Origin of the sequence: Streptomyces globisporus C-1027, assembly GCF_000261345.2 — a bacterium.
Taxonomy (GTDB): domain Bacteria; phylum Actinomycetota; class Actinomycetes; order Streptomycetales; family Streptomycetaceae; genus Streptomyces; species Streptomyces pakalii.
The window spans coordinates 90,465-113,504 of sequence record NZ_CP013738.1; the positions used below are offsets into that span (position 1 = coordinate 90,465).

The following is a 23,040-nucleotide window of genomic DNA, read 5'->3' on the forward strand; positions in this document are numbered from 1 at the left end:
GCATCTGACGCGCACGCTGATCCACCAGGACTACAGAACAGCCCTCAGGTGTGATCTCGGGCGAGGCCGTCCCCGCAGGCGTGGAGAGGACTACGTCAACGACGTGACCCTCTGCCCGCAGATCAGCTCACCTCCGCTCGAGCGGAGGTGAGCCGCGTCGGCCGATGGGCGGCAACCGTCCCATCGGGTGCTCTCCGCGCGAGCGGAGGTGGGCTCGCCGAGTGTGGTCCCGGAAGGCAAACAGGTAGCAGGTCACCAGCTTGCCGGCCAACTTGATGGTGACGTCTCCGACCTCGGCGAACGCCGGAGGTTACGGGCCCGTGCGGCGCAGCCGGCCCCCAGGGTTCCACCGCGACCCCTCCATAGCCCAGCGCCGGGCCTCGCTCACGTTCTGCAGCGAAGCCGTGAGGTTCCCGGCCGCGTGATCCCAGCCCTCCGACTGCTTCAACCCGCCCTCGGTGTCCAGTCCTTCCGCCATCGCGCCGAGCACATCGGCCGTCTCCTGCACGAGGCGGACGAGGCGGTCACGCACACTGCACAGGTGCACGGTCGGAAGAAAGAACGCGTTGACCACAAGACCGATGACCGCGCCGATCAGCGTCTCCAGGAGCCGGGCTCCCACCGTGCACGTGCTGGATACCGGACCGGTGATGACGAAGAGCGCTGCGGTGGCTCCGTATGCCCTGGCTTCCGAAGCGCCGGTAGTTCCGAGCAGCATCATGAACGGCGAGGTGAGCAGCATCGCGGCCATGGTCCTGTCATGGCCAACCATGACGAATGCGACAGGGCCTCCTACGAAGGCGGGACGTGCACCTGCGACCTCATCGAGGAGTACGGCCGTCCCTCAACCGCGGCGACTACTGACCACCACCGCACAGACCGGGCGGCTGACGACGACCTGGGGCCCGACCCGTCGTCAGCCGCCGAAGGAGCGGAGGCGCCCAACCTTGTCCAGCAGCTCTCCGCCAACCGCGTCCTCGGTGGATCCGCACCGCGCTGGCGGGATGTTCACTCCATGCTGCCAGGCTCCGGGACCGCCTGGTCAACGGCTTCAGCAGGTCATGCCGAAGCCGACACCGAGTTCCAGCGGCAGGTTCTCCCCGGCGATCCCGGAGCGGAGCGCGAACGGGATGCCCCGAATCACCGTTCGGTCCGGAGTGGCCCAGCGGCCCCGATCGCTTCGTCAGGGTTTCTCAGGAGTCTTGGCCATCGCTGCAGCCAGCGCTGCAAGGAGCAGGACGCCCGCCGACCACCACGCCGCGACGGTAAAACCGTGCACCATCCCCTCCTCCAGGTCCCGGCTCCGGGACGGGTGGGCCTCGATGTAGCGGGTGGCGGCGGACGACGCGATCGTGTTCAGCAGCACGATGCCCAGGGAGCCGCCGATCTGCTGGAAGGTGGAAACGGTCGCGGATGCCACGCCGGCGTCCTTCGGGGCGACCCCGGCGGTCGCCGTCGCATAGACGGGCATGAAGGTCAGCCCCATGCCCAGCCCGAGCAGCACCAGCGCCGGCAGCACCCCGGTGGTGTAGGTGGAGTTCATACTCAGGCGGGTCAGGAGCAGCATGCCGACGGCCGCGAGGAACATGCCGGGGGCCATCAAGTTGCGGGGGGCGGTGTGGGGCAGGAGCCGGGCGGCGATCTGCGTCGCGCCGATGACGATCGTGACGGACATCGGCAGGAACGCCAGTCCCGTCCTTACGGGTGAGTAGTCGAGGATGGTCTGGAGGTAGTAGGTCAGGAACAGGAACGCGCCGAACATGGCGACGGTGGCCAGGCCCATCGTCGCGAGCGCCGCCGCACGGGTTCTGTCCATGAGGATGTGCAGCGGCAGCATCGGATGCTCGGCGCGGGACTGGCACCACACGAAGACGGCGAGCAGGGCCACGCCGACTGCGAACAGGGTCAGAACCAACGGGTCGGCCCAGCCTGCTGATTCGGCTTCGCTGGAGCCGTACACGATCGCGACAAGACCGCCGGAGGCGAGCAGCGCGCCGGAGACGTCGAGGCGCACCCCCCGCCGGCCGGGGCTGTCCTGGAGGAGGGCCAGCGCACCGCCGAGGGCGGCCAGCGCGACGGGGACGTTGACGTAAAGGCACCAGCGCCAGGTCGCGTACTCGGTGAGCAGGCCGCCCACCAGCAGCCCGATGGCGCTGCCGCCACCGGCGAGCGCACCGTAGATCCCGAACGCCTTGCCCCTCTCGGCGGGGTCGGTGAACGTCGTTGTCAGCAGTGACAGCGCGGAGGGGGCCAGGAGCGCCGCACAGGCTCCCTGCAGGGCCCGCGCCGCGAACAGCGTGCTGGGGCCGTCGGCCGCGCCGCCGAGCGCAGAGGCGGCGGCAAACCCGACCAGGCCGATCATGAAGGTGCGTTTGCGGCCGACCAGATCGACGACCCGCCCGCCGAGCAGGAGCAGACCGCCGAAAGCCAGGGAGTATGCGGTGATCACCCACTGCCGGCTCGCGTCCGACATGCCCAGTCCATCCTGGACGGACGGCAGGGCAATGTTCACGATCGTGCCGTCGAGAATCACCATGAGCTGGGCGGCCGCGATGACGGCGAGAGCCCACCACCGCTTCGGATCGGGCAACTCGGCCGCGTTGACGGCGGTGTGGGAGACCGGCGTGGGCACGGTGCCCCCGGGGGAGGACTTCTTGGTCACAGCGATCACATTCCGTGTCGGAGGTGTAGGAGCAGACGCACGGTCCTACACCCCGGGATGCGACACAGAGGATCGCGAGAAACGCGGCCACCAACATCAGGCGCCGCCAAGGGGAGAGTTCTACCGCGCGCCAAACGGGGGCACACGGCCGGGGGCAACTATGGCCGCAACACTTGTTGTGCAGTTCCAGTCCATGTTTCCCACCTCCTCCCCGTCGGGCACGCAGTACGCATCGACGCCGAACGCGCCGATTGGTGCGGCGGGGCCCTCGCCGCACATGACCTGCGACACAGTACGTCAGCCAGTCAGGGACACAAACAGATTTACTTAGCACGGTGGGGGCTTCCCACGCTTCGACAAGCAAAGACGCGCGGAGCCCAGCCTCTTCATCGGTCCGACCCCGACGCGGGGTGCACGGCGAAAGCGGTGCGTTTCTCCTCGGCCTGAGCTCAGACCGAGGAGAAACGCCCGGGTGGAAGGCTGGGGGACGGCGGCATCCGCTCCAGCCGGAGTGGATTCCACCCAGTGGAGTGGATGTCGGGCACGGTGGAGCCCACCGGGCGGAGGCCATCGGGTCCACCCTTCCGGCCCCGGTGCGGTCCGGGCTGCTGTGGTGGGTGCTGGTCGTGCTGGCGCATCGGGTGCGCCGCGTCGGCATCGTTCGGTGTGGGGCGCCGGGCCGCGCGAACTGCGCGGGTGCGGGCGGCCTCGCCCGCTTCGGTGTACACGTCCTGGAGGTGGCGCAGGCGTTCGGCGGTGAGATCGAGGGCTTCGACGTCCGTGCGGGAGTCCCGCAGGGCCCGCAGCGCCGTCAGGTCCAGCGCCCCGCGGCGGCCGGGCTTCTGCTCGTGGTCGTCGTGCTCCGGGTCGGCCGGTTCGGACGCGAGCAGCTGCTCAGGCATCGCCGCCTGCTGGTGGGCGACGACGTCGTACGCCCGGCCCCGCACGACCGTGGCGGTCGTGGTGGTGCGCAGCTGCTCGCGGACCGCCGCACCGGCGAGGACGGCACGGTCGTACTGGAGCGGGATGCGGGGGATCTCCCACTCCCCCGCATCCTGACCCGGGGGCCGGGTCCGGCCGGCTCGCTGGGATCGGCCGGAGGTCGCCGGTCCGGATCGGGCACAGCGGGCGTGCGGCGGCGGGCGGGGAGGTCGGACAGGGCCCACCCGGCGGTGCAGAAGCGGTAGCCGGCCTCCCGGCCGCGTACGGTCTTCGGCTTGCTGATGTCCAGGCTGTGGGTGGAGATGGCAGCGGACACGTCCTGGTCGTCCAGGCCAGGGTCTCGGCGGCGACCGCGCAGGACCAGGGCGGGGTGGCGGCGGACTTCGGCGAGCAGGTGCCGTCGATGGAAGCGCCCGCCGTCGTTCATCACGAAGACGGTCGCGGTGACGTCGACGCCCGCCAGCGATGTCGACCACAGCGGCGACCCGGACCCGGATCGCCACGGCTGCGGGGCGGGCGTGCTCGAGGAAGGAGCTGGTGATATCGGCGGCGGAGGTAAGGATCGCGCTCGCCTTCCACCACGTGCGCCGCAGCTACGCGAGCGGCAGGGCCGACTGCTGGGGCGGGCGGGTCTTGCGGGACGGTCACGGCGCGTTCTCCTGCTCTTCGTGCTCTTCGGGTACGGTCAGCGGCGGCGCGGGACGGTCAGGGTGTGGCGTCGGCCGTACGCGACGGCACCGAGGAGGGCGGCGGCGATCAGCGGGGTGGCCCAGTTGACGCCGTCCAGGAAGGCCCAGGTGAACACCTCGGCGCCGAGCATCACGCCGACCAGGCCAAGGGCTGCGAGCGCCGACAAGCGCGGGACCAGCAGGCCGACGGCACCGGCCAGTTCCAGTATGCCGGTGAAGTACATAAGCCAGCCTCCCCAGCCGATCGCGTCGAAGGTGACGGTGGCCGAGGAGTGTGCCACGAGCTTCGGGGCGGCGCTGGCGACGCCGTAGAACAGGGCGAGCAGGATCTGCAGTCCCCACAGGGCGCGGTCCGCGCGGCGGGAGACGACGGGTGCGGTGGCGGCGGAGAGCGCGGTGGAGGTCATGGGTGGATCCTTCTGAGTGGCGTCGGGCCGCGGTGCGCGGTCACAGATATAGACGACCGCCGTCCCCCCGAACTCATCGGTCTCCGGGAGACATTCATGAACCCACCTCCGCGGCGGCTCCCGACGCCCGACGACCATCGCAGCGCGTTCGCCGCCGCGCTAGCGGTCCTGACTGCCGAATTCAGCGCGTACCTCGACCGCGACTCGGCCGACCCGGTAGCCGACCTCGTCGGCTACCGGCAGCATGCCGTCCGGCTCAACCCTGGAGAACTGCACGGCATGATCGACGGCATGCGCGAGGCGATCGCCCCCCCCACCTGGCCAACGAACCATCACCCGACCGCACGCAGTACCTGATCAGCCCGATCCTCTTTCCCGTCGAAGCGCCGCCGACCGAGACCTGCACCGATCACACCACCAATGAACAGCCAGAGCCCGGAGCCATGTAGCTGAGCCACGTCCACCACTGTCCTCATGCCCGGATCGCCCCAAGGCCCAAGCCACCGAATTCCGCCGAGAAATGGTTCTGGCTCAGCTTCTGTGGTGGTGCGTCACTCCCACTCGTACCCACATCACGAGGGTCTCGCTGACCCGCTGGTTGTGTCGGCAGACCCGCGGTGGACGGGCACCTCAGCCTTCCATCCTCAGTCGGCGGGTGGCCGCGGCGTCACCGATGGCGTGCCACAGGCCCTCCAGCCACGCTTCGGCATTCCGCGCCGCAGGCAGACCCGGCGGCAAGGCGTCCTGCAGGCCGACCGTTTCCGGCTCCAGCTCTCGACAGCGAGTGATAGTCGCCGGTTCCTCCGCCCCTTGTACGGCTGCCGAAACACTCCGCAGGAACATGAGGTTGGCCGCCACCAGCCAAGGCTGATGGTCCATCCCCGCCACCCCCGAGGAACCATCGTTCCCGCTGGCCAGTGCCCAGGGGTCCGGGGCCAGGTTCCGCACCGTTCCTACGCCGGTGAAGGCCGCCGCAGCCGGGCACATGGAGCAGGGTTCCTGCGTGCTCCACAGGGTGAGGGCGCTGAGATCCCACTCGGTTCGTGCCGCGCCCAGAGCGTTCATCTCGGCATGCGCAAGCGGCGTACCCCGCAGCGGGCCTTCTCCGGGGCCGTCGTCATAGGCATGGTTACGCCCTTCGGCCCGCACCGTGCCGGTGGGATCAGTGAGTACGGATCCCACCGCCAGCACGCCGGCTACCAGTGCCTCGTACGCCAACGCCAAGCAGCGTCGCACCGCCTCGGGCGTCGCTGCCCACTCCGCATCGAAGTTCCCCACATCAGCAAACATCTCACATCGCCGGATGCCGCATTCCGCACAGGAGCGGGCCCTCCACAAAAGTCGAGCCAGAGCCGTTTCCCGTGATCAGTCCCCGGCCCCTCAGCCACTGTCTGCTGTTCACATCCACGGACAAACACTGCTGCCAGAAGGGAACGAAGCCAACAGCGGGTGCCGCGGCCGCCGCCCATTCCACCGACGCACTGGGACGGAGAAGCGGTGGGCGGTGAGACGGCGGCAGAGAGCACTGGAGGGCGGAACAGGAGCATAAGTGCTCCGGCGACGCCCCCCCCGGGGGGCGAGACGGGCGAGGTGTGCGGTGAGGGGCCCGTCCTGCTGAGCCATGCATCGTGGTCCGGCCCTCTCCCCATGCCCTCAGGCAATGCCGCCGCCGGGACAGTCACAGCGCGGCAGGTCGGCAGTAGCGGCGGATCAGTTCTGCCTGTTCGGGAAAGCTCTCCAAGAGGTCGGCTTCCTGGCCGAGCGTCATGTCGGCGTAGTCGAATCCGGGTGCCACAGCTTCGCTGATCAGTCCGTGGTCGCCCTGAGTGAGGTGGGACGCCTTCCAGACTCCACCGGGGACGGCGAGCGTGAGGCGCTGGCCCCGGTGAGGGTCCTGGCCCAGCACGGCGGTGTGGTGGCGGCCGTCGGGATACAGGAGGTGATACGTGATCGCTTCGCCGTGGTGGTGAAAGTGCAGGATGTCCGACTGGTTGAGATGCCAGTGGCCTACGGGCGACCCGCGCGTCAGCAGGTAGTGGATCGACGTCAGGGTGTACCGGTCACCCGCCGGGGTGGAGATGCGCGGGCGGTGATCGGCCTGGAACGTCCGGCGGAAGTACCCGCCCTCCACGTGCTCCTCCAGGCCGAGCGCCTCGATCCAATACTCAGCGGTGATCATGCGGTCCTCCTCCGGACGGCCGTCCGGAGGAGGACTCGACTGCGCGGTCGTCCTCAGGTGGCGGCGGGCGTGCGGGCGAAGGCGGGGGTGCGGGGAATGTCCGGGTTTTCACACCACCGAGGCTACGGGCAACGCAGAGGTCTGTCCCGGAGAACTGGAAGAGACCGAGCAGCGGCGCGGTACACCGCGGAGTGGCCCCTCGGCGCCTCGTTCAGCCGTGGTCCTCCCCTTGTTCCTGGCAGACCGGGCCTCACTCGCCAGGGAGTCTCCGGCCCGGCTGGCTCGTACGAGCATGTTGAGACTGTCGACCCCGAAAGCTCGCTGCTCGACGTGTTGGGTAAGGGCAATGCAGGTGGCTTGAAATGTGCAGGAGCGGGTATCAGGGGTTATCGGCCACGGTTGTGGTCGACGAGAACGGGGGACACATGCACCAACTGACAGCTCACGCGGGTGTAGACCGGAGATGGGCGGAGGAGGTCACCACGGCCGTCATGCGAAGCAGCGCTGCGTACGAGATGACCTCACGTGATATCGCTCGTGCGCGCGGCTTCGTACGGGACTTCCTCTCCACCGGTCAGTCAGTGCACGCATGGACGGTTTCCGGGCGGGCGACGGATATCGCGCAGCTGGTGGTCAGCGAGCTCGCCACGAACGTCTGCAAGTACGCTCCGGGTCCGTGTCTGCTCGATGTCGAATCCGACGGCACCATGCTGGGCATCACGATGTGGGACTCCGGCGCCGTTCTTTCCTCCCCTTCGCCTGCTGATCCGACCCGGGTCGGTCAGCACGGGCTGGAGCTCGTTCTCGCGGTCTGTCAGAGCTTCGAGCTCCGCCGTGAACCTGTCGGCAAGCGCGTGTCCGTGCAGATCGCCCTGCACGACGACGCCGACAGAAGCCCTTCGGGCCAGACCGCCTGGTAGGAACTCCGGGGGCCCGCCCCGGCGGCGAAAGCCGACGCAGGTCGCTCTGTTGCGTTCGGGCAGGGCACCGCACGCCAAGGCCTGCTGATCCTCTCGTCCTGGAAGCCGTCCTCCAGGGTCCGGACTTCTACGTGTCCTCCAGCACCGCCTGAAAACACCGGTGCCCGCCACCGGCCCCGTGCCCATCTTTCCACCCTGACCGATGCCCAACCGATGCCCAGCCGAGCTGTCGGGCACGACATCCCTCCAGCCTCACGCGACGACGGGTATGCCCCTGGCACCTGACACCACCCCACGACAGGGAATACTCACCTCCATGTCGACCCCCGAACACAGACAGAGCAGCCGGCCACTTGCCGTCGTGGCACCCCGCGGCGAATTCGATCTGGACTCGCTCCCACCGCTCGAAGCGCAGATCGAAACAGCGCTGGCCAACAGCACCGGCGTGATCCTCGACGCCAGCGGTATCACCTTCGCCGACTCCATGTTCCTCAGGCTCCTCATCGCCACTCACCACCGCACCAACCTGCGCATCGCCGCACCCTCCGAGACAATGGAGCGCCTCCTCGCCGTCGTCGGCGCGGATGCCTTCCTCCGCGTCTACCCGACCGTCGACGAGGCCCAGAACGCATGATCCACTCCTGATAGCCCTCGCCGGGGCGCGTCCTTGCGCGCCTCGGCGGGGCTAGGAGAACTGCACCGCGAGAACGTTGTGCGCGGAGGGGGCGCGCAGGAACGTGGTTCTCCCAGAGCCGCCTGTTTCCCGGCACACCGCGAAGCTCGTCGGGGCGAGCCCAAGCGTGAATCTGAAGGACCGGAGGCGGTGACCGAGCTGCGGCATGGCCACCACCCTCGTCACGTGAGCGCGGTAAAGGAGGCGCCCGGCTCGGCGCAGGCGGGACATCTCGGGCAGACTATTCGGTCGCTCGGGCCGAGCGGGGTTGCGCGCGCAAGGCGGGCAGGCGGGCGGCCTCTTCCGCTCCGGCCAAGCTCTCCCCCAGGGTCAGCAGGGAGAGGAGCCGCACCCGCCTGCCGGCCGTGGCTGCGGCCTCCAGTTTGTGGTGGCCGTCGAGGAGGAAGTGGGTCAGGCCCCAGTGCGCGGCTGGGTCTTCTGCCAGGCCGAGGGCGGACTGGCATACGTCCAGCGTGGAGATCGCCACCGCCGTGGGGGCCGTTCCCCGCTCCATGAGCGCGACGTACTCCTCGACCCGTTCTCTCTCGTTCCACGTGGGGGAACCATGGGCACGACGAACTCGTAGAGGTGGGCGTCCGCATCGACCGCGGTCTCGAAGGTCCGGTAGTACGGCGTGTGCGGGTACTCCGGGAGCCCCCAGAACTGATCGATTCCCCACGCCGTGACCTGCTCGACGCTGAAGTAGTCGCCCTCCTTGCCCGGGATGACCAGGCGGGGTTCCACGTCCAGGAGCAGGGGAAGGTACTCGCCCTCCGACAGCAGTCCGCCGAACGCCTCGACCACGCCACCGTCATCCGGATCGTCCAGTGGCCCGCGGAGCCGTGCCTGCATACTCTCCAGCGACAGCTTCTCCCGTGAGGTTTCCAGCCGGCGGAACAGGAGCGGGCACGTTCCGCAGTAGAAGCTGAGCTCGAAAGCAGGCTCGTCGTCGACGATGAGCAAGCGGCGCCGCGGCCCGACGCCGAGCTCCTGCGGTTCCGTGTCGAAGTGCAACCGTGCCTCGGAGGAAGGGACGCCGAGTCTCCGGGGATCGCCTGTTCTGATCATCACAGGCCGACCGTACGGGACGCCGTAGACCGGCTCCGCCAGGTACTGAGTCCGTATCCGACCGGCCGAGCAGAGCGCTGAGTCACAGACGGGGTGACTGAGCGTTGCAGCGGGCCCGTATCGCCGACGAGAACACTCAGTCTGTCGACGGCGCAGCGCCGCGCGCCCCAGTGCCCAGCGTCAGCCGTTCGTCGATGGTTGGTGTGCGGTGGCCTCCGCCTTGCACAGCCAGTCGACGTATCAGCGCGTGAAGGTGACCGCCTTTCCAGCCTGGTCGAGAAGCAGGGCGAGCTCGGCGTCGTCCGCTCGGCAGTCGGACCAGATGGTGTCGGCGATGCTCAGCCACTCTCTCCCGGCACAGCCGGGGAGTCTGTTAACTCTGCGAAACAGTGTGGTAGTTCGACGGTACGAGCCGGCACTGACAGTCCGGGCCCGACACCCTGGAGTCCCCCTCATCGGCGAGCGCCACCATGTGGTCGATGTCCAGGGAGCCGGCGCTGGTGAACTCCTGGCCGTCGAGAACGACGTCCAGGTGCCGCCGGTCAGCTTGCAACCGACCTGGTCACCCAGCGTCTGAAGCCGCGCAGGGTCACATCGCCCGGCGGCACGACGCAACTTCGGCCGAAACGGGATCATCCGCTGACCGCGGCAACCGGGTGCACAGTTCGCCTAGGGCCAGCGGCATCTTGGGTTGCAGCGGGAGCCTCCGGTAGCTCGAAGTGCAGTAGCGATCACCGGGCCGGCACAGCCTCTGCCCGCGTGTCGTCGGGCATCGCCGAGGAGCCGGGAATCTGGGGCGGTTCGGGGGCCAGGGTGAAGGTGATGCGAGCACCGTCGCGGTAGTCCGGGTCGACGGCGATGGTGCCGGCGTGGAACTCGACGATCTTCTTGCACATCGCCAGGCCGATGCCGCTGCCGGAGTAGGTGTCCTTGGTGTGGAGTCGCTGGAAGATGACGAAGATCTTCTCGGCGTACTCGGGCGGGATACCGATGCCGTTGTCAGTGACGGTGAACCGCCACAGCCCGCCTTCCTGGGCCGCCGTGATGTGGATCCGCGGGGTCTCGCCCTGGCGACGGAACTTGACGGCGTTGCCGATCAGGTTCTGCCAGAGCATGGTCATCTGGCTGGGGTCGGCGACCAGCGTCGGCAAGGAATCGCAAGTGATCACCGCCCCCGTCTCCTCGACGGCCACGCTCAACGCCGACAGGGTCTCCTCAACCGTCTTGTCCAGGTCGACACTCTGGTGGGCGTGGTGGACCCGGCCCACGCGGGAGAAGTTGAGCAGATCGCTGATGAGGGTCTGCATACGGTTCGCGCCGTCGACAGCGAAGTCGATGTACTGGTCCGCCCGCTCGTCGAGCTGACCGCCGTAGCGGCGCTGCAGGAGCTGGGTGAAGCTCGACACCTTGCGCAACGGTTCCTGGAGGTCGTGGGAGGCCACGTACGCGAACTGTTCCAGCTCGGCGTTGGAGCGATGGAGATCCGCGGCCTGCGCGTCCAGCCGCAGCCGCGCCTCCTCGGTGAAGGCCAGTTCCCGTACCAGGCGCCGGCGCATGGATTCGACCTCACCGCTCAGGCGCCGCAGGTCGGCCGGGCCGGTCGGAGTGATGGGGTGGTCGAAGTCGCCCGCGGCGATGACGCGGACGTCGGCGCCCAGATCTTCCAGGGGCCTGTTGATGCCGCGGCGCAGCCCCTCGAAGACGAGAGCGGCCAGGGCGACGATGAGCAGCGCGATGGCGCCGAACACCCAGTTCCGCAGGGTCACCGTGGACTGCAGATCCGCTCTGGCCCGAAGGCGGTCCGCGCGCAGTCTCTCCTGTTGACTCTCCAGGGCGACGCGAATTCTGTCGAAGGTCGCTTTACCACCGGCGACCCGCTCGGCGGCCGGCCCGGAGGGGGAGCCAGCCGGTACGGCAGCGACGGGCTTGGCGACTGCCTCCTGCCACCTGTCCACGGCTACCTGCACCGCTTCGAGATCGTTCAGCCGGGCGGGGTCGCCGTTGAGCAGTGCTCGCAGCGACCGGGTGTGCGTCTTCTGGTCTGCGAGCCCCTGCCGGTAGGGGGCCAGGAACTCCGCTGCACCGGTCAGGCCATAGCCGCGAATGCCGGTCTCCTGGTTGACCAGGGCTGTTTCCAGGCGGAAGGCGGTGGACAGGGAGGGCGAGCGGACGTCCGTGAGGTTGTTGCTGATCGACTGGCTCCGCCCCATGATCCAGGCGCCCGTCAGGCCGAGCGTGGTCAGCACGACCAAGGACGAGGCGACTCCTACGCGAAGCCAGCGCCGGGTCGTCCATGAGGTCAGTCTTCGGGTGGGCGGTTGCTGTGCATCGCCGGTCATCCTGAGCGCTCCTCGCTGGGGAAGCCGCCCTCGTGGAATGCGGCCAGCACACTCTAGACCCCGCGACAACAAATGTTGTCGCCGGGCTGTTCTGGGGCCTACAGTGCCGGGTATGCCGGGCAAGAACTTCGCTTTGCGGACCACCCCTCAGGAGACAGCCGCACTTGCGGACGCGAGAGTCAGCGATCTGGCGCATCACCTTGCCCGTCAGCTTCAGGAAACCCCGGAGCCCCCCGCAGTCGATGACTCGGCCTACGCATTGACCCTGCTCCATGTGCTGGACCAGTTGCAGCAGGCCACGGAACGACTTCAGCGGGAGGCGGCCACGAACGCCGCCCGTGCGGGTGCCGGCTACCCGCAGATCGGCGCTGCCTGCGACATGACCCGCCAAGGCGCTCGCCGCCGCTGGCCCGGGCTCTTCCACCACTCGAACGAAAAACCCACGGAGCATCCGACGATGACCACTTCCTCCCGCCCCTGCGACGTCCTGCTCGTCGAGGACGACATCGCCGACGCCATGCTCATCGAAGAGGCCCTCTCCGAGCGCGGGACCCGCAACCTGGTCCAGGTCACCGACGGAGTCGCCGCCCTGGAGCACCTTCGGTCCCCCGACACAGCTCGTCCCGACCTCATCGTCCTCGACCTCAACATGCCCCGCATGAACGGGCACGAGCTCCTGAAGGTCCTCAAGACCGACGAGGGGCTGCAGGCCATCCCGGTGGTCATCCTCACCACATCCACCGCCCCGGACGACGTCAACGGCGCGTACACCAGCCACGCCAACGCCTATGTGACCAAGCCCGTCAACCTCGACGAGTTCGAGCAGGCCGTGCAGAGCATCGACGCCTTCTACCTCGACACCGCCACCCGGCCCCGCCCGTAAGCCGACTTCGTGGCACGAGGGCCCGGAAGGACGGGGACGTTGTTCCGGGCGACCTCGACGAGGTCGCCCGGAACCCCGAGTTCCTCCGCGAGCACTGCGCCATGGACGACCGGCGCTGCCCCGAGCGCCTCGTCCGCGGCCTCCAGCGCTTTCACTTCTTGGCCGCGGATCCAGCGGGTCCCCCACGTCGCCTCGACGACACGGCCGCTTGTCCAGCACGTGCTCACGGAGCATGCGGGGAAGCGCCTGATCTCTCCGATGGTGCAGGGGATCGCGAACGACGTGAACTCGCCGTAAGCGAAAGCCCTATGGACGGGCCGCTCGTTCCGGATACTCCGGAGGGGGACCAGGTCGTCCCCTGTGCCCTTGCTGAACGCTGGTCCCACCGGGCTGTGGGTATGCCCAGCAACATTCGGACAGCCGGAGCGGCGGCGGACCACCCTTCTGCCTTCGGCGGCAGCGTGCCGCTCAGCGCCGGGCGAGCCGTCGACCGGGCCCGGAGCCGTACTCCAGCTTGTAATGGGCGAAGACAGCCTGCTCCTCCTCAGCCAGGAGTTCCCCATCGGTGTCGATGGAAGGGGCGTCCTTCACCAATTGCTTCGGCCAGGCCACCTTCAGGTACGAGGGAGCCACCACGGCCTTGTTCAACGGGACGAACGTGATCCGCTTGCGCGTCGGAAGCCCGATGATCACGCCTGCGAAAGCAGGCTGGTCGGTCGCGGTGTCGACATAGACGGACTCCAGAGAGCCGATCTTGCTTCCCTCGGCGTCCACAACGTCGTGGTCCCGCCAATCACGAATATTCTCCGCCTCGAACATGGCGCTCCTTCATCTCAGGGGCAGGTGTTACGCCACCTCGTGCCCGCACCAGCATGGATCATGGCCCCTGGATTCCCCGGTAGCGAATTGCGGAACCGATGCGGCGCCACGGAGCGGATGACTGAGTTCAGAGCGACCTGCCGACCGCCTCCAGATCCCCTGAGCGGACGTCTCGCACCCCAACCTTCACCGCCGGGGCACCTTTGGGGTCGCTCTCCTGCGGCACCGCGGTGGCGTACCGACTCCGTCGGCTCATGTCGTTCCACCGGAGGTGGTCGCCCTACGGCTGCGTGCCGCGCGGACAGCCCGTTGGGGCAGGAGTTCCCGAAGAATCCCTTGTGGCGGAAGGCCCTTGAGCCGCTTGGAGGGATGGCTGAGACCCGTGGCCCTCAGATGCCTACGACGACCATGCGGGAGCAGGGGCCAGGCGCACGGCAACGAGCAGGGCGATCCCGCATTCAGCCGATCAGGTTCTCTGTGCGGCGCTCCGTGCGTGCCGCGTGCGCCGTCCGACGGGCCCTGTGGTCAAAATGACGTCGTAGGCATATGCCCATGACACGAAGGAGAGCGTTCATGATCCGTCGCATCGCGATCACCCTGGCAGCTGTCGCCGCAGCCGGCTTCGTCGCCGCAGCCCCGGCCTCGGCGAACGGGGAGAACGGCCACACCGGTGCCGGCCACGCGGGCATCGAGGCCGGCTGGGCCATCGGGGAGTACCAGAACCTGGGCGGCCCCTACGGGATCACCACCGTCAAGGGACAGGCAGCCTACTTCGACGCCGAGCGCGGCTGGATCGTCCGCTGACCACGGCAACCGAACGCACGCACACAACCGCATAGTTCGAGATGACAGTGAAGGGCCTGCGCCGCCGGCACGGGCCCTTCACTCATGCCCCCGGCGGACAGCTCATCGTCGGCCTGGACCAGGTCTTCCCCACTCACCCCACAGCACAGCCTGATACCGGTGCCACGTCGGCGCGGATCACAAGCCGCTCCGAGCTCCCGGCACACCTTCATGCACGCGCCCGGAACCGTGCTCGCGGTCCCGGGCGCGTACGTGGTGCGTCCCGTGGTCAGCCCGTACAGGGGCCGTTCACCGGAGGTGCGGTGGGGCTGGTCAGACGAGCGTCCACTTCTGGTTGGCGGCCCCGGTGCAGGTCCACAGCTGGGCGCGGGTGCCGTTGGCCGAGGAGTTGCCGGTGGCGTCCACGCACTTGTCCGCCTGGGGGTTCACCATGTCCCGGGCGCCGGTGACGATCCACCGCTGGTTCGGGCCGGCACTGCAGTCCCAGAGTTGGAGCGGTGCCCCGTTCGCGGTGCTGTTGCCGGTCACGTCGAGGCATTTGCCGAGGGCTCGGACGGTGCCGTCGGAGCGTACGTCCCACTGCTGGGCGGCGGTGCCGTTGCAGTCGTAGAGCTGCACGGCTGTGCCGTTGGCGGAGCTGGCGCCCGCCACGTCGAGGCACTTCCCGCCGATGCCCCGGATGGTCCGTCCGGCCGGCGGGTTGGTGCCGCCGTCGGTGCTCACGCGCACGTAGTCCACGACGAGCTGCTGCGGGAAGCGGGTGGAACCGTCGGGGTCGCCGGGCCAGTAGCCGCCGACCGCGAGGTTCAGGATCATGAAGAACGGCTTGTTGAAGACCCACTGCCGGCCGCCGAGGTCGGCGGGGGTGCGGGTCTGGTAGACGTTCCCGTCCACCGACCACCTGATGGAGTTGGGGCTCCAGTCGATGGCGAAGGTGTGGAAGTTGTCCGCGAAGGCCGCGCCGCCCGGCAGGGTGTATCCCGCGCCGATACCGCCGGAGCCGGAGTAGCCCGGTCCGTGGAGCGTGCCGTGCACGGTGCCCGGCTCGAAGCCGACGTTCTCCATGATGTCGATCTCGCCCGCGGCGGGCCAGCCGATGTTGCCCATGTCGTTGCCGAGCATCCAGAAGGCGGGCCAGATGCCCTGGCCGCGCGGGATCTTCATGCGGGCCTCGACGCGCCCGTATTGGGCGGTGAACTTCCCGGCCGTGTTGAGCCGGGCCGAGGTGTACTCGCACCGGCCGTACCAGCAGTTGTAGTTGGCCGGGTTCTCCCTCTTCGCCGTGATGACGAGGTTGCCCTGACCGTCGAGCGCGGCGTTGTTCGTGCCCGAGGTGTAGTACTGCCGCTCGTGGTTGTTGACGTTGTCGCCGGTCTCCAGCTGCCACCTGGAGCCGTTGACGCCGGAGCCGGCCGGTCCGTCGAAGTTCTCGTCGAAGGTCACCGCGAGGGGGGTGGCGTCGGCGGATACCGGCGCCGGGGCGGGGGCGGCCTGCACGGCGGTCGGGCTGAGGGAGGCGAGAGAGAGAACGGCGGCCGCTGCCAGCCAGGGGAGGGATCTGTGGCGCCAAGGGGTGCGCACGGGGCATCACATCGCTTTCGTGGGGGTGCGGGGAGGAGAGCGGGGATCAGCTGAGTGACGCGTGCATGACAGAACGAGGTGCGCCGACCGTCACGTACGAACACGAAATGAAGTGATCCGGGGATCCCGGGGGGAGGCGGTGTTCAACAGTTGGCGATACCGATTTAAGGAGCGCGCCGGAAGTCCGTCAAGGTGTTCGTCTGGACCAATTCCCTTCTCCGCAGGTCAGGTTGGTCTCCCCCCCGGCGGCAAGGGGGCGGCTCCATGGTCGATTCGCGGTGCCGGAGTCACGGCTTCGGGGAGCCGCCGACCGGCCCCGCCTGCGGAGCTCGGCCATAAGCCCGGCCAGCAACTTTGTCCCCCTAGTAGAGAAAGATGTGGCCAGGTACGTCAAAGGGCTTTCTGGTCAGTGGAAAAGCCATTACCTTCCTGCTCTGTACCGAACGGCAAAGGACCGGATGCCCCTTCCTCCCTTAGGGACACCCGTGTCCGCGGCGCGACGGCGCGCGCCTGTGCTCCAGACCTCACCCCGTCATCACACGGAGGATGCGCGTGCACAGGAGACTGACCAGACCCCTCGCGGCGCTCGCCTGCACCTTGCTCGCCGCCGCGGGCGCCCTGACCGCCCAGCAGAGACCCGCCGCGGCGGCCCCCGAACGCGTGGCCGGCGCCACGGCCGACGAGTTCCAGCAGGTCACCCTCGCCAAGGGGGTGGCCGAGACCGGCGAGCCCATGACCCTCGCCGTCCTGCCCGACCGGTCCGTCCTGCACACCTCACGGGACGGCACCCTGCGCCTCACCGACGCCGCCGGGACCACCAAGGTCGCCGGGAAACTGGACGTCTACTCGCATGACGAGGAGGGCCTCCAGGGCGTGGGCGTGGACCCCGGGTTCACCACCAACCGCTTCGTCTACCTCTACTACGCGCCTAAGCTGACCACCCCCGCCGGTGACGCTCCCGCTACCGGCTCCGCGACGGACTTCGCCCCCTTCGACGGAGTCAACCGGCTGTCACGGTTCTCCCTCAGGACCGACGGCACACTCGACACCGCCAGCGAGAAGAAGGTCCTCGACGTCCCCGCGAGCCGCGGTCTGTGCTGCCACGTCGGCGGTGACATCGACTTCGACGCCCAGGGCAACCTGTACCTCTCCACCGGCGACGACAGCAACCCCTTCGCGTCCGACGGCTACACCCCCATAGACGAGCGCGCCAACCGCAACCCCGCGTACGACGCCCAGCGCTCCTCCGGCAACACCAACGACCTGCGGGGCAAGGTCCTGCGGATCAAGGTCGCCGCCGACGGGAGCTACACCATCCCGTCCGGCAACCTCTTCGCGCCCGGAACCGCGAGGACCAGGCCGGAGATCTACGCCATGGGCTTCCGCAACCCCTTCCGGATGAGCGTCGACAAGCCCACCGGAACCGTCTACCTCGGCGACTACGGCCCCGACGCGGGCACGGCGAACGCCGGACGCGGACCCGCCGGACAGGTCGAGTTCAACCGCATCACCAAGGCCGGCAACTACGGCTGGCCCTACTGCGTCGGCAACAACAGCCCCTACGTGGACTACAACTTCGCCACCTCCACATCGGGCGCCGCCTTCTCCTGCACCGCACCGAAGAACACCTCGCCGAACAACACCGGCCTGACCGACCTGCCCCCGGCCCAGCCCGCCTGGATACCGTACGACGGGGGTTCCGTCCCCGAATTCGGCGGCGGCTCCGAGTCACCCATGGGCGGGCCCGTCTACCGCTACGACGCGGCATCGACTTCCACGGTCAAGTTCCCGCAGAGTTACGACGGCGACTACTTCGCCGGCGAGTTCGGCCGGCGGTGGATCAAGCGCATCGAGCAGGGCTCCGACGGCGCCGTTCAGTCGATCAACGCGTTTCCCTGGCAGGGCACCCAGGTCATGGACATGGCCTTCGGCCCGGACGGCGCCCTGTACGTGCTCGACTACGGCACCGGCTACTTCAACGGGGACGCCAACAGCGCGGTCTACCGCATCGAGTACGTGACCGACGGCCGCGCCCCGCTCGCCAAGGCCACCGCCGACCGCACCTCGGGCCAGGCTCCCCTCGCGGTGGCGTTCTCCTCGGCCGGGACCTCCGACCCCGACGGCGACCCGCTCACGTACGCCTGGAAGTTCGGTGACGGGGCCACCGCCACCGCCGCGAACCCCTCGCACACCTATACCGCCAACGGCCGCTACACCGCCGAACTGACCGTCTCCGACGGCACCGGCAAGACCGCGACCGCCTCCGTCGTCATCACCGTCGGCAACACCGCGCCCACCGTCACCCTCAACCTGCCCGCCGACGGCTCCATCATCGACCCGGGCGCCGCCGTACCCTTCACGGTCACCGTCACCGACCCCGAGGACGGCACGATCGACTGCTCGAAGGTGAAGGTCACCTTCATCATCGGCCACGACAGCCACGGCCACCCGCAGACCTCCGCCACCGGCTGCTCCGGCACCGTACAGACCATCGCCGACGGAGAGCACGACCCCAACGCGAACATCTTCGGCGTCTGGGACGCCGAGTACACCGACAAGGGGGCGGGCGGGCAGCCCGCCCTGACCACGCACGACCAGAACGTCAGCCAGGGCAGCAAGCGGCAGGCCGAGCACTTCGGCGGCTCCGCCGGCGTCCAGATCGTCGACAAGACCACGGCGAACGGCGGCAAGACGGTCGGCTACATCGACAACAACGACTGGATCTCCTTCACCCCGTACATCCTCGGCAACGCCACCAAGCTGACCGCCCGGGTCTCCTCAGGCGGCGCGGGAGGCACGCTGGAGGTACGGGCCGGCTCGCCCACCGGCACCCTGCTCGGCTCGGCGGCGGTCCCCGTCACCGGAGGCTGGGACACCTTCCGGGACGTGAGCGCGGACCTGACCAACCGCCCCGCGGGCACCACCACCCTGTTCCTCGTCTTCAAGGGCGGCAGCGGCTCCCTCTTCGACCTCGACGACTTCACCTTCACCACCAGTGGGGCCACCGCACCCGGCCGCGAGCTCAAGGGCATCGGCGGAAAGTGCGCGGAGCCCGCCGGCGGAGCGAGCGCCGACGGGACGCAGATCCAGCTGTGGACCTGCAACCGGAGCGCCGCCCAGAAGTGGACAGCGGGCACCGACGACACGCTGCGGGCGCTCGGCAAGTGCCTGGACATCAGCGGTGCCGGTGCGGCTGACGGCACGAAGATCCAGCTCTACGGGTGCAACGGCACGGGCGCCCAGAAGTGGGTGGCACAGGCCGACGGAACAGTGAAGAACCCGGCCTCCGGCAAGTGCCTGGACGCTTCCGGAGCCGCCTCGGCGGACGGCACCAAGCTCCACCTGTGGACCTGCCACACCGGCGCCAACCAGAAGTGGACCCTGACATGAGCCGACGACTCACCCGTCTCGCCTGCTGGGCCGCCTGCGGCCTGCTGGGCGCCGCCGTCCTGCCCACGGCGGTCTCCACCGCCGTCGAACCGGCTGCGGCCGCCCCCGTCCGCGCGGCGGCGGTGGCCGCGGACCCCGCGTACGACGTGCTGGTCTTCTCCAAGACCACCGGCTTCCGCCACTCCTCCATCGACGAAGGCATCACCGCCCTGCGCCAGCTGGGCACAGCCAACAACTTCACCGTCACCGCGACCGAGGACGCCGCCGCCTTCACTCCCGCCAACCTCGGCGGCTACGAGGCCGTCGTCTTCCTCTCCACCACCGGAGACGTCCTCAACACCGCCCAGCAGAGGGCCTTCGAGGGATACATCCAGTCGGGCGGCGGCTACGTCGGCATCCACGCGGCGGCCGACACCGAGTACGACTGGACCTGGTAGAACGGCCTGGCCGGCGCCCTGTTCAAGTCCCACCCGCACATCCAGCCGGCGACCGTGAAGGTGGAGGACCGCGCCCACGACGCCACCGCCCACCTCGGCTCCACCTGGCAGCGGACCGACGAGTGGTACGACTACCGCACCAACCCCCGCGCGTCGGCCCACGTCCTGGCCTCGCTCGACGAGTCCACCTACAGCGGCGGCACCATGGGCGGCGACCACCCCATCGCCTGGTGCAAGGACTACGAAGGAGGGCGCGCCTTCTACACCGGCGGCGGCCACACCGAGGACTCCTACGCCGACCCCGTCTTCCGCCGCCATCTGCTCGGCGGCATCCGATGGGCCGCGGAGATGACGGAGGCCGACTGCCGCCCGGAGACCGGCTACACCCCCCTCTTCGGCTCCTCCGGGACCACTGGCTGGAAGCAGGCCGGTCCGGGCTCCTTCGCCGACACCGACACCACCCTGACCTCCCGGGGCGGCCTCGGCCTGTTCTGGTACCAGGCGAAGGAGTACAGGTCCTACTCCCTGAAGCTCGACTGGCGCCAGGCCGGTGACGACAACTCCGGTGTCTTCGTGGGCTTCCCGGCCTCCGACGACCCGTGGTCGGCCGTGAACAACGGGTACGAGATACAGATCGACGCCACCGACAGCCCCGACCGCACCACCGGCTCCGTCTACGGGTTCAAGTCCGCCGACCTCGCCGCCCGGGACGCGGCCCTCAATCCGCCGGGCGAATGGAACACGTATGAGATCCGGGTCGAGGGCGAGCGCCTCCAGCTCTTCCTCAACGGCCGCAAGATCAACGACTTCACCAACACCGACCCGGCCCGCAGCCTCCAGCAGGGGCACATCGGCCTGCAGAACCACGGCGAGGGCGACGACGTCTCCTTCCGCAACATCCGCATCAAGGAGCTCGGCGGCGCGACCGGACCCCGGGAAGGCGCCGTCACCGGCATCGGCGGCAAGTGCGTCGACGTCGCAGGCGGGTCGAGCGCCGACGGTACGCAGATCCAGCTGTGGACGTGCAACCGGACGGCCCGCCAGAACTGGTCGGTCGGCACGGACGACACGCTGCGAGCACTCGGCAAGTGCCTGGACATCAGCGGTGCGGGAACGGCCGACGGGACCAAGATCCAGCTGTACGGGTGCAACGGCACGGGCGCCCAGAAGTGGGCGCCGCAGGCCGACGGAACGGTGAAGAACCCGGCGTCCGGCAAGTGCCTGGACGCCTCCGGGGTCTCCTCGGTGGACGGCACCAAGCTTCACCTGTGGACCTGCCACACCGGTGCCAACCAGAAGTGGGCGCTCCCCGGCTGAGCCGCCCTCCCGACTCCGGGGCCGCCGCGGGAGGCGGTGACCCCGGGACCGGCCGCCACACGGGGCCGGTGACGGCGGCGGGGCGCAACGCCGAAACGCACCGCCGCCGTTCTTCGACCCCCGGGCCCTGCTTCCTGCCGTGCGGGCGTTCGTCAGACGATGACGGGCACGGCGATCACGAACCGGCCGCCGGCTTCCGGCTGCGCGGCGGCGCCGGCACCCTGCACGCACAGGTGGAGCGGGACCCGGCGGGAGTCGGTGGTACCGCCGTGGTTCTGCTCAGCAGCGTGTGCGAAAGCCGCCGGGCCGATGACACCCCTCGTTCGCACTGGGCTCCGCGGGGGGGCCGTTCCGCGTCCGGAACGGCCCCCGCTCGTGCAGGTGAAGCAGTCAGCTCGCGCCGGTCGGTCTGCCGGCTTGGCCGGTCAGGAGGCGGGCCCGGCGAGCGCTGCCGCGAAGCCGTTCTGCCAGAGCTGGTTCACGCGGGCCCGCTCTCTGGCGTCCGGCTGCGCATTGGTGCAGGACGGGCCGGGACCGCCACCGGACATCAGCTGGCTGCACGGGCCGGAGTAGGTGTCCGGCAGACCCAGCACGTGCCCGGTCTCGTGTGTGGTGACGCGGGTCGAGTTGTACTGCTGGTTCTGCCGGTAGTCCAGAAAGATGAAGCCCCGGCCGTGTCCGTCGGTCGAGGCGTACGAACCGCGCGGGTCATTGCCCTCGCGGTACGTGAAGTCCGCTCTGGAGCCCTCCTGGAGCCGGACGTTGGAGACCGAGCTGTTCCAGATGCGGGTGCTGTTGGCTATCTGAGTGCGGAAGCTGGGGGCAGAGGCGGCGCTGTAGGTGACGGTGACGGCCTGAGCCCCCGGGTTGGCGGCCCGCTTCTCGGCGGCCGACTTCATGACCGCGTCGAAGAACGCCCGGTTCGCGGCGGCGTTCTCGCCCGACCCGTCGTAGGCGGCAATGCTGGCGGGCGTGGAGAGGGCAGGAGCAGGAGCGGCGGAGACCGCAGGAGCCGCACCCAGCGCAGAAACGAGCGCGAGGCCGGCAAGGGCGCGGGCTGTGGCGGTCGAGATGTGTTTCATGGGGGATTTCTCCTACTGTCCGATGAACCCGCGTCCTGGGGTTTGTCCGCTCAGCGGACGGGGCGCGGGGCGGTACGGGGAGAGTGTGAAGGCGCAGACACCTGCCGGGGATGATGCCAACTCGCGATCGCACCGCCCTATCACCCGCCGCGGCGGAGCAGAGAAGTTGATTCGGGAGAGTCGGGGACCGCTGTCCGCGACCCCCGCCGACCTGGGGACGCTGGTGCGCTGCGCGAGTCCCACTCGGCCGACCACGCCGTGCTCGCCCGGAGCGCCGAGGTGGTCGGCGCCCTGGCAACGAAACTGTTGGGGACGGCTCTCAAGAGCATCGCGATCGACGAAGTGACCCATCTGCCCTGGGCCTTCGGCACGCATGGGTGCTGCTGGAGGGGGACCACGACACAGTGTGGGTGAGGGGCTCGCTGGAAGCCGGGCCGTGGTCGGTGGCCACGGCCATCGCGGGGGCCCGGCGTGCTCGACTGCGCTGCGGCCGCGGGCTGTCCGACGCTGGAGGGGCTGGGAGCGGTGGACGCGGGAGCTCAGGCCGAGGACGAATACGTGGAGGTTGTCCGCATGATCCCCCGGTCCAGGCTGATGGCCGAACTGCTCACCAGGCCCCTGCGGGCCTGATCAAGGGTCCTGGATTCGGTTCCGAAGGACGGTAGAACGGTCCGGTCCCCCCCAGGAGACCGGACAGATGGTGGCGCCGCTGAACCGGAGGTTCGGCCTCAAGCCGTCGGTGGACCCCTGGGCCCGACCGGGCCGATGACCGACACCCGCCGACCAGTGCACGCACCGCGCCCCCGCCGAGCATGGCCGGTCGGCACCGGGAGACTCCCCGGTGCCGA

General features: G+C 69.1%; 18 protein-coding genes and 2 pseudogenes. 8 read left to right on the forward strand and 12 right to left on the reverse strand.

Translation table 11 applies throughout. The features are described 5' to 3' along the window. Positions 1 to 310: 310 nt before the first annotated feature. The 4 genes from WQO_RS00375 to WQO_RS00390 all read right to left on the reverse strand — a co-directional run bounded on the left by WQO_RS00375 (position 311) and on the right by WQO_RS00390 (position 4,700). Entirely contained in the window at positions 311 to 751 is a 441-nt protein-coding gene (locus tag WQO_RS00375; RefSeq protein WP_148660108.1) for an aromatic acid exporter family protein, read from the reverse strand. A 432-nt stretch (positions 752 to 1,183) separates the two neighbouring features. Next, on the reverse strand, positions 1,184 to 2,662 hold the full coding sequence (locus tag WQO_RS00380) for an MFS transporter (RefSeq protein WP_010063819.1): 1,479 nt from the start codon (positions 2,660 to 2,662) through the stop codon (positions 1,184 to 1,186). Between the two features lie 449 nt (positions 2,663 to 3,111). Continuing rightward, complete coding sequence (locus tag WQO_RS36520) at positions 3,112 to 3,828, reverse strand: hypothetical protein (RefSeq protein WP_193407152.1); 717 nt, start codon at positions 3,826 to 3,828, stop codon at positions 3,112 to 3,114. A 461-nt stretch (positions 3,829 to 4,289) separates the two neighbouring features. Continuing rightward, complete coding sequence (locus WQO_RS00390; protein ID WP_010063816.1) at positions 4,290 to 4,700, reverse strand: DoxX family protein; 411 nt, start codon at positions 4,698 to 4,700, stop codon at positions 4,290 to 4,292. A 96-nt stretch (positions 4,701 to 4,796) separates the two neighbouring features. Here WQO_RS00390 and WQO_RS00395 point away from each other — a divergent pair, with 96 nt between their 5' ends. Beyond that, the gene (locus tag WQO_RS00395; protein WP_010063815.1) at positions 4,797 to 5,057 is read left to right on the forward strand and encodes a putative transcriptional regulator; all 261 of its coding nucleotides are present in this window, start codon (positions 4,797 to 4,799) and stop codon (positions 5,055 to 5,057) included. 273 nt (positions 5,058 to 5,330) lie between these two features. On the opposite strand, the gene WQO_RS00400 is transcribed toward WQO_RS00395, so the two are convergent. Continuing rightward, positions 5,331 to 5,978 (reverse strand): nucleoside deaminase, encoded by a 648-nt coding sequence (locus tag WQO_RS00400; RefSeq protein WP_237274081.1) that lies wholly within the window; start codon positions 5,976 to 5,978, stop codon positions 5,331 to 5,333. Between the two features lie 400 nt (positions 5,979 to 6,378). Further along, positions 6,379 to 6,879: a cupin domain-containing protein gene (locus WQO_RS00405; protein WP_010063813.1), complete on the reverse strand. Its 501-nt coding sequence runs from the start codon at positions 6,877 to 6,879 to the stop codon at positions 6,379 to 6,381. A 491-nt stretch (positions 6,880 to 7,370) separates the two neighbouring features. Here WQO_RS00405 and WQO_RS00410 point away from each other — a divergent pair, with 491 nt between their 5' ends. Then, a complete protein-coding gene (locus WQO_RS00410; RefSeq protein WP_079055626.1) occupies positions 7,371 to 7,799 on the forward strand; it encodes an ATP-binding protein in 429 nt (142 codons plus the stop codon). Between the two features lie 316 nt (positions 7,800 to 8,115). After that, positions 8,116 to 8,433, forward strand: a complete 318-nt coding sequence (locus WQO_RS00415; protein WP_079055498.1) for an STAS domain-containing protein — start codon at positions 8,116 to 8,118, stop codon at positions 8,431 to 8,433. A gap of 450 nt (positions 8,434 to 8,883) precedes the next feature. Here WQO_RS00415 and WQO_RS00425 read toward each other — a convergent pair whose 3' ends face one another. From WQO_RS00425 to WQO_RS00435, 3 genes and pseudogenes are all read right to left on the reverse strand, one after another. Next, positions 8,884 to 9,543, reverse strand: coding sequence for a hypothetical protein (locus tag WQO_RS00425; protein WP_237274082.1), 660 nt, complete (start codon positions 9,541 to 9,543; stop codon positions 8,884 to 8,886). A 430-nt stretch (positions 9,544 to 9,973) separates the two neighbouring features. Continuing rightward, a pseudogene (locus WQO_RS37345) lies at positions 9,974 to 10,095 on the reverse strand (HNH endonuclease); the annotation flags it as partial. 176 nt (positions 10,096 to 10,271) lie between these two features. Continuing rightward, complete coding sequence (locus WQO_RS00435) at positions 10,272 to 11,879, reverse strand: sensor histidine kinase (RefSeq protein WP_029182647.1); 1,608 nt, start codon at positions 11,877 to 11,879, stop codon at positions 10,272 to 10,274. Positions 11,880 to 11,991: 112 nt separating this feature from the next. Here WQO_RS00435 and WQO_RS00440 point away from each other — a divergent pair, with 112 nt between their 5' ends. After that, complete coding sequence (locus tag WQO_RS00440) at positions 11,992 to 12,762, forward strand: response regulator (protein WP_029182646.1); 771 nt, start codon at positions 11,992 to 11,994, stop codon at positions 12,760 to 12,762. A gap of 468 nt (positions 12,763 to 13,230) precedes the next feature. Here the strand turns inward: WQO_RS00440 and WQO_RS00450 are convergent, their stop codons facing one another. Beyond that, positions 13,231 to 13,581 (reverse strand): PRC-barrel domain-containing protein, encoded by a 351-nt coding sequence (locus WQO_RS00450; RefSeq protein WP_010063805.1) that lies wholly within the window; start codon positions 13,579 to 13,581, stop codon positions 13,231 to 13,233. Positions 13,582 to 14,154: 573 nt separating this feature from the next. Here WQO_RS00450 and WQO_RS00455 point away from each other — a divergent pair. Continuing rightward, a complete protein-coding gene (locus WQO_RS00455) occupies positions 14,155 to 14,385 on the forward strand; it encodes a hypothetical protein (protein WP_010063804.1) in 231 nt (76 codons plus the stop codon). Between the two features lie 312 nt (positions 14,386 to 14,697). Here WQO_RS00455 and WQO_RS00460 read toward each other — a convergent pair whose 3' ends face one another. Beyond that, a complete protein-coding gene (locus WQO_RS00460; RefSeq protein ID WP_010063803.1) occupies positions 14,698 to 15,966 on the reverse strand; it encodes an RICIN domain-containing protein in 1,269 nt (422 codons plus the stop codon). Positions 15,967 to 16,518: 552 nt separating this feature from the next. Here WQO_RS00460 and WQO_RS00465 point away from each other — a divergent pair. Both WQO_RS00465 and WQO_RS00470 read left to right on the forward strand, forming a co-directional pair. Beyond that, positions 16,519 to 19,356: a PQQ-dependent sugar dehydrogenase gene (locus WQO_RS00465; RefSeq protein WP_010063801.1), complete on the forward strand. Its 2,838-nt coding sequence runs from the start codon at positions 16,519 to 16,521 to the stop codon at positions 19,354 to 19,356. Next, positions 19,353 to 21,110, forward strand: a pseudogene (locus WQO_RS00470) (ThuA domain-containing protein). The gene WQO_RS00465 and the pseudogene WQO_RS00470 overlap by 4 nt, the downstream one beginning before the upstream one ends. A 425-nt stretch (positions 21,111 to 21,535) precedes the next feature. Here the strand turns inward: WQO_RS00470 and snpA are convergent. After that, complete coding sequence (gene snpA / locus WQO_RS00475) at positions 21,536 to 22,192, reverse strand: snapalysin (protein WP_058953816.1); 657 nt, start codon at positions 22,190 to 22,192, stop codon at positions 21,536 to 21,538. A 471-nt stretch (positions 22,193 to 22,663) separates the two neighbouring features. On the opposite strand from snpA, the gene WQO_RS36525 reads away from it, so the two are divergent. After that, positions 22,664 to 22,822, forward strand: coding sequence for a hypothetical protein (locus tag WQO_RS36525; RefSeq protein WP_010063798.1), 159 nt, complete (start codon positions 22,664 to 22,666; stop codon positions 22,820 to 22,822). Positions 22,823 to 23,040 lie beyond the last annotated feature (218 nt).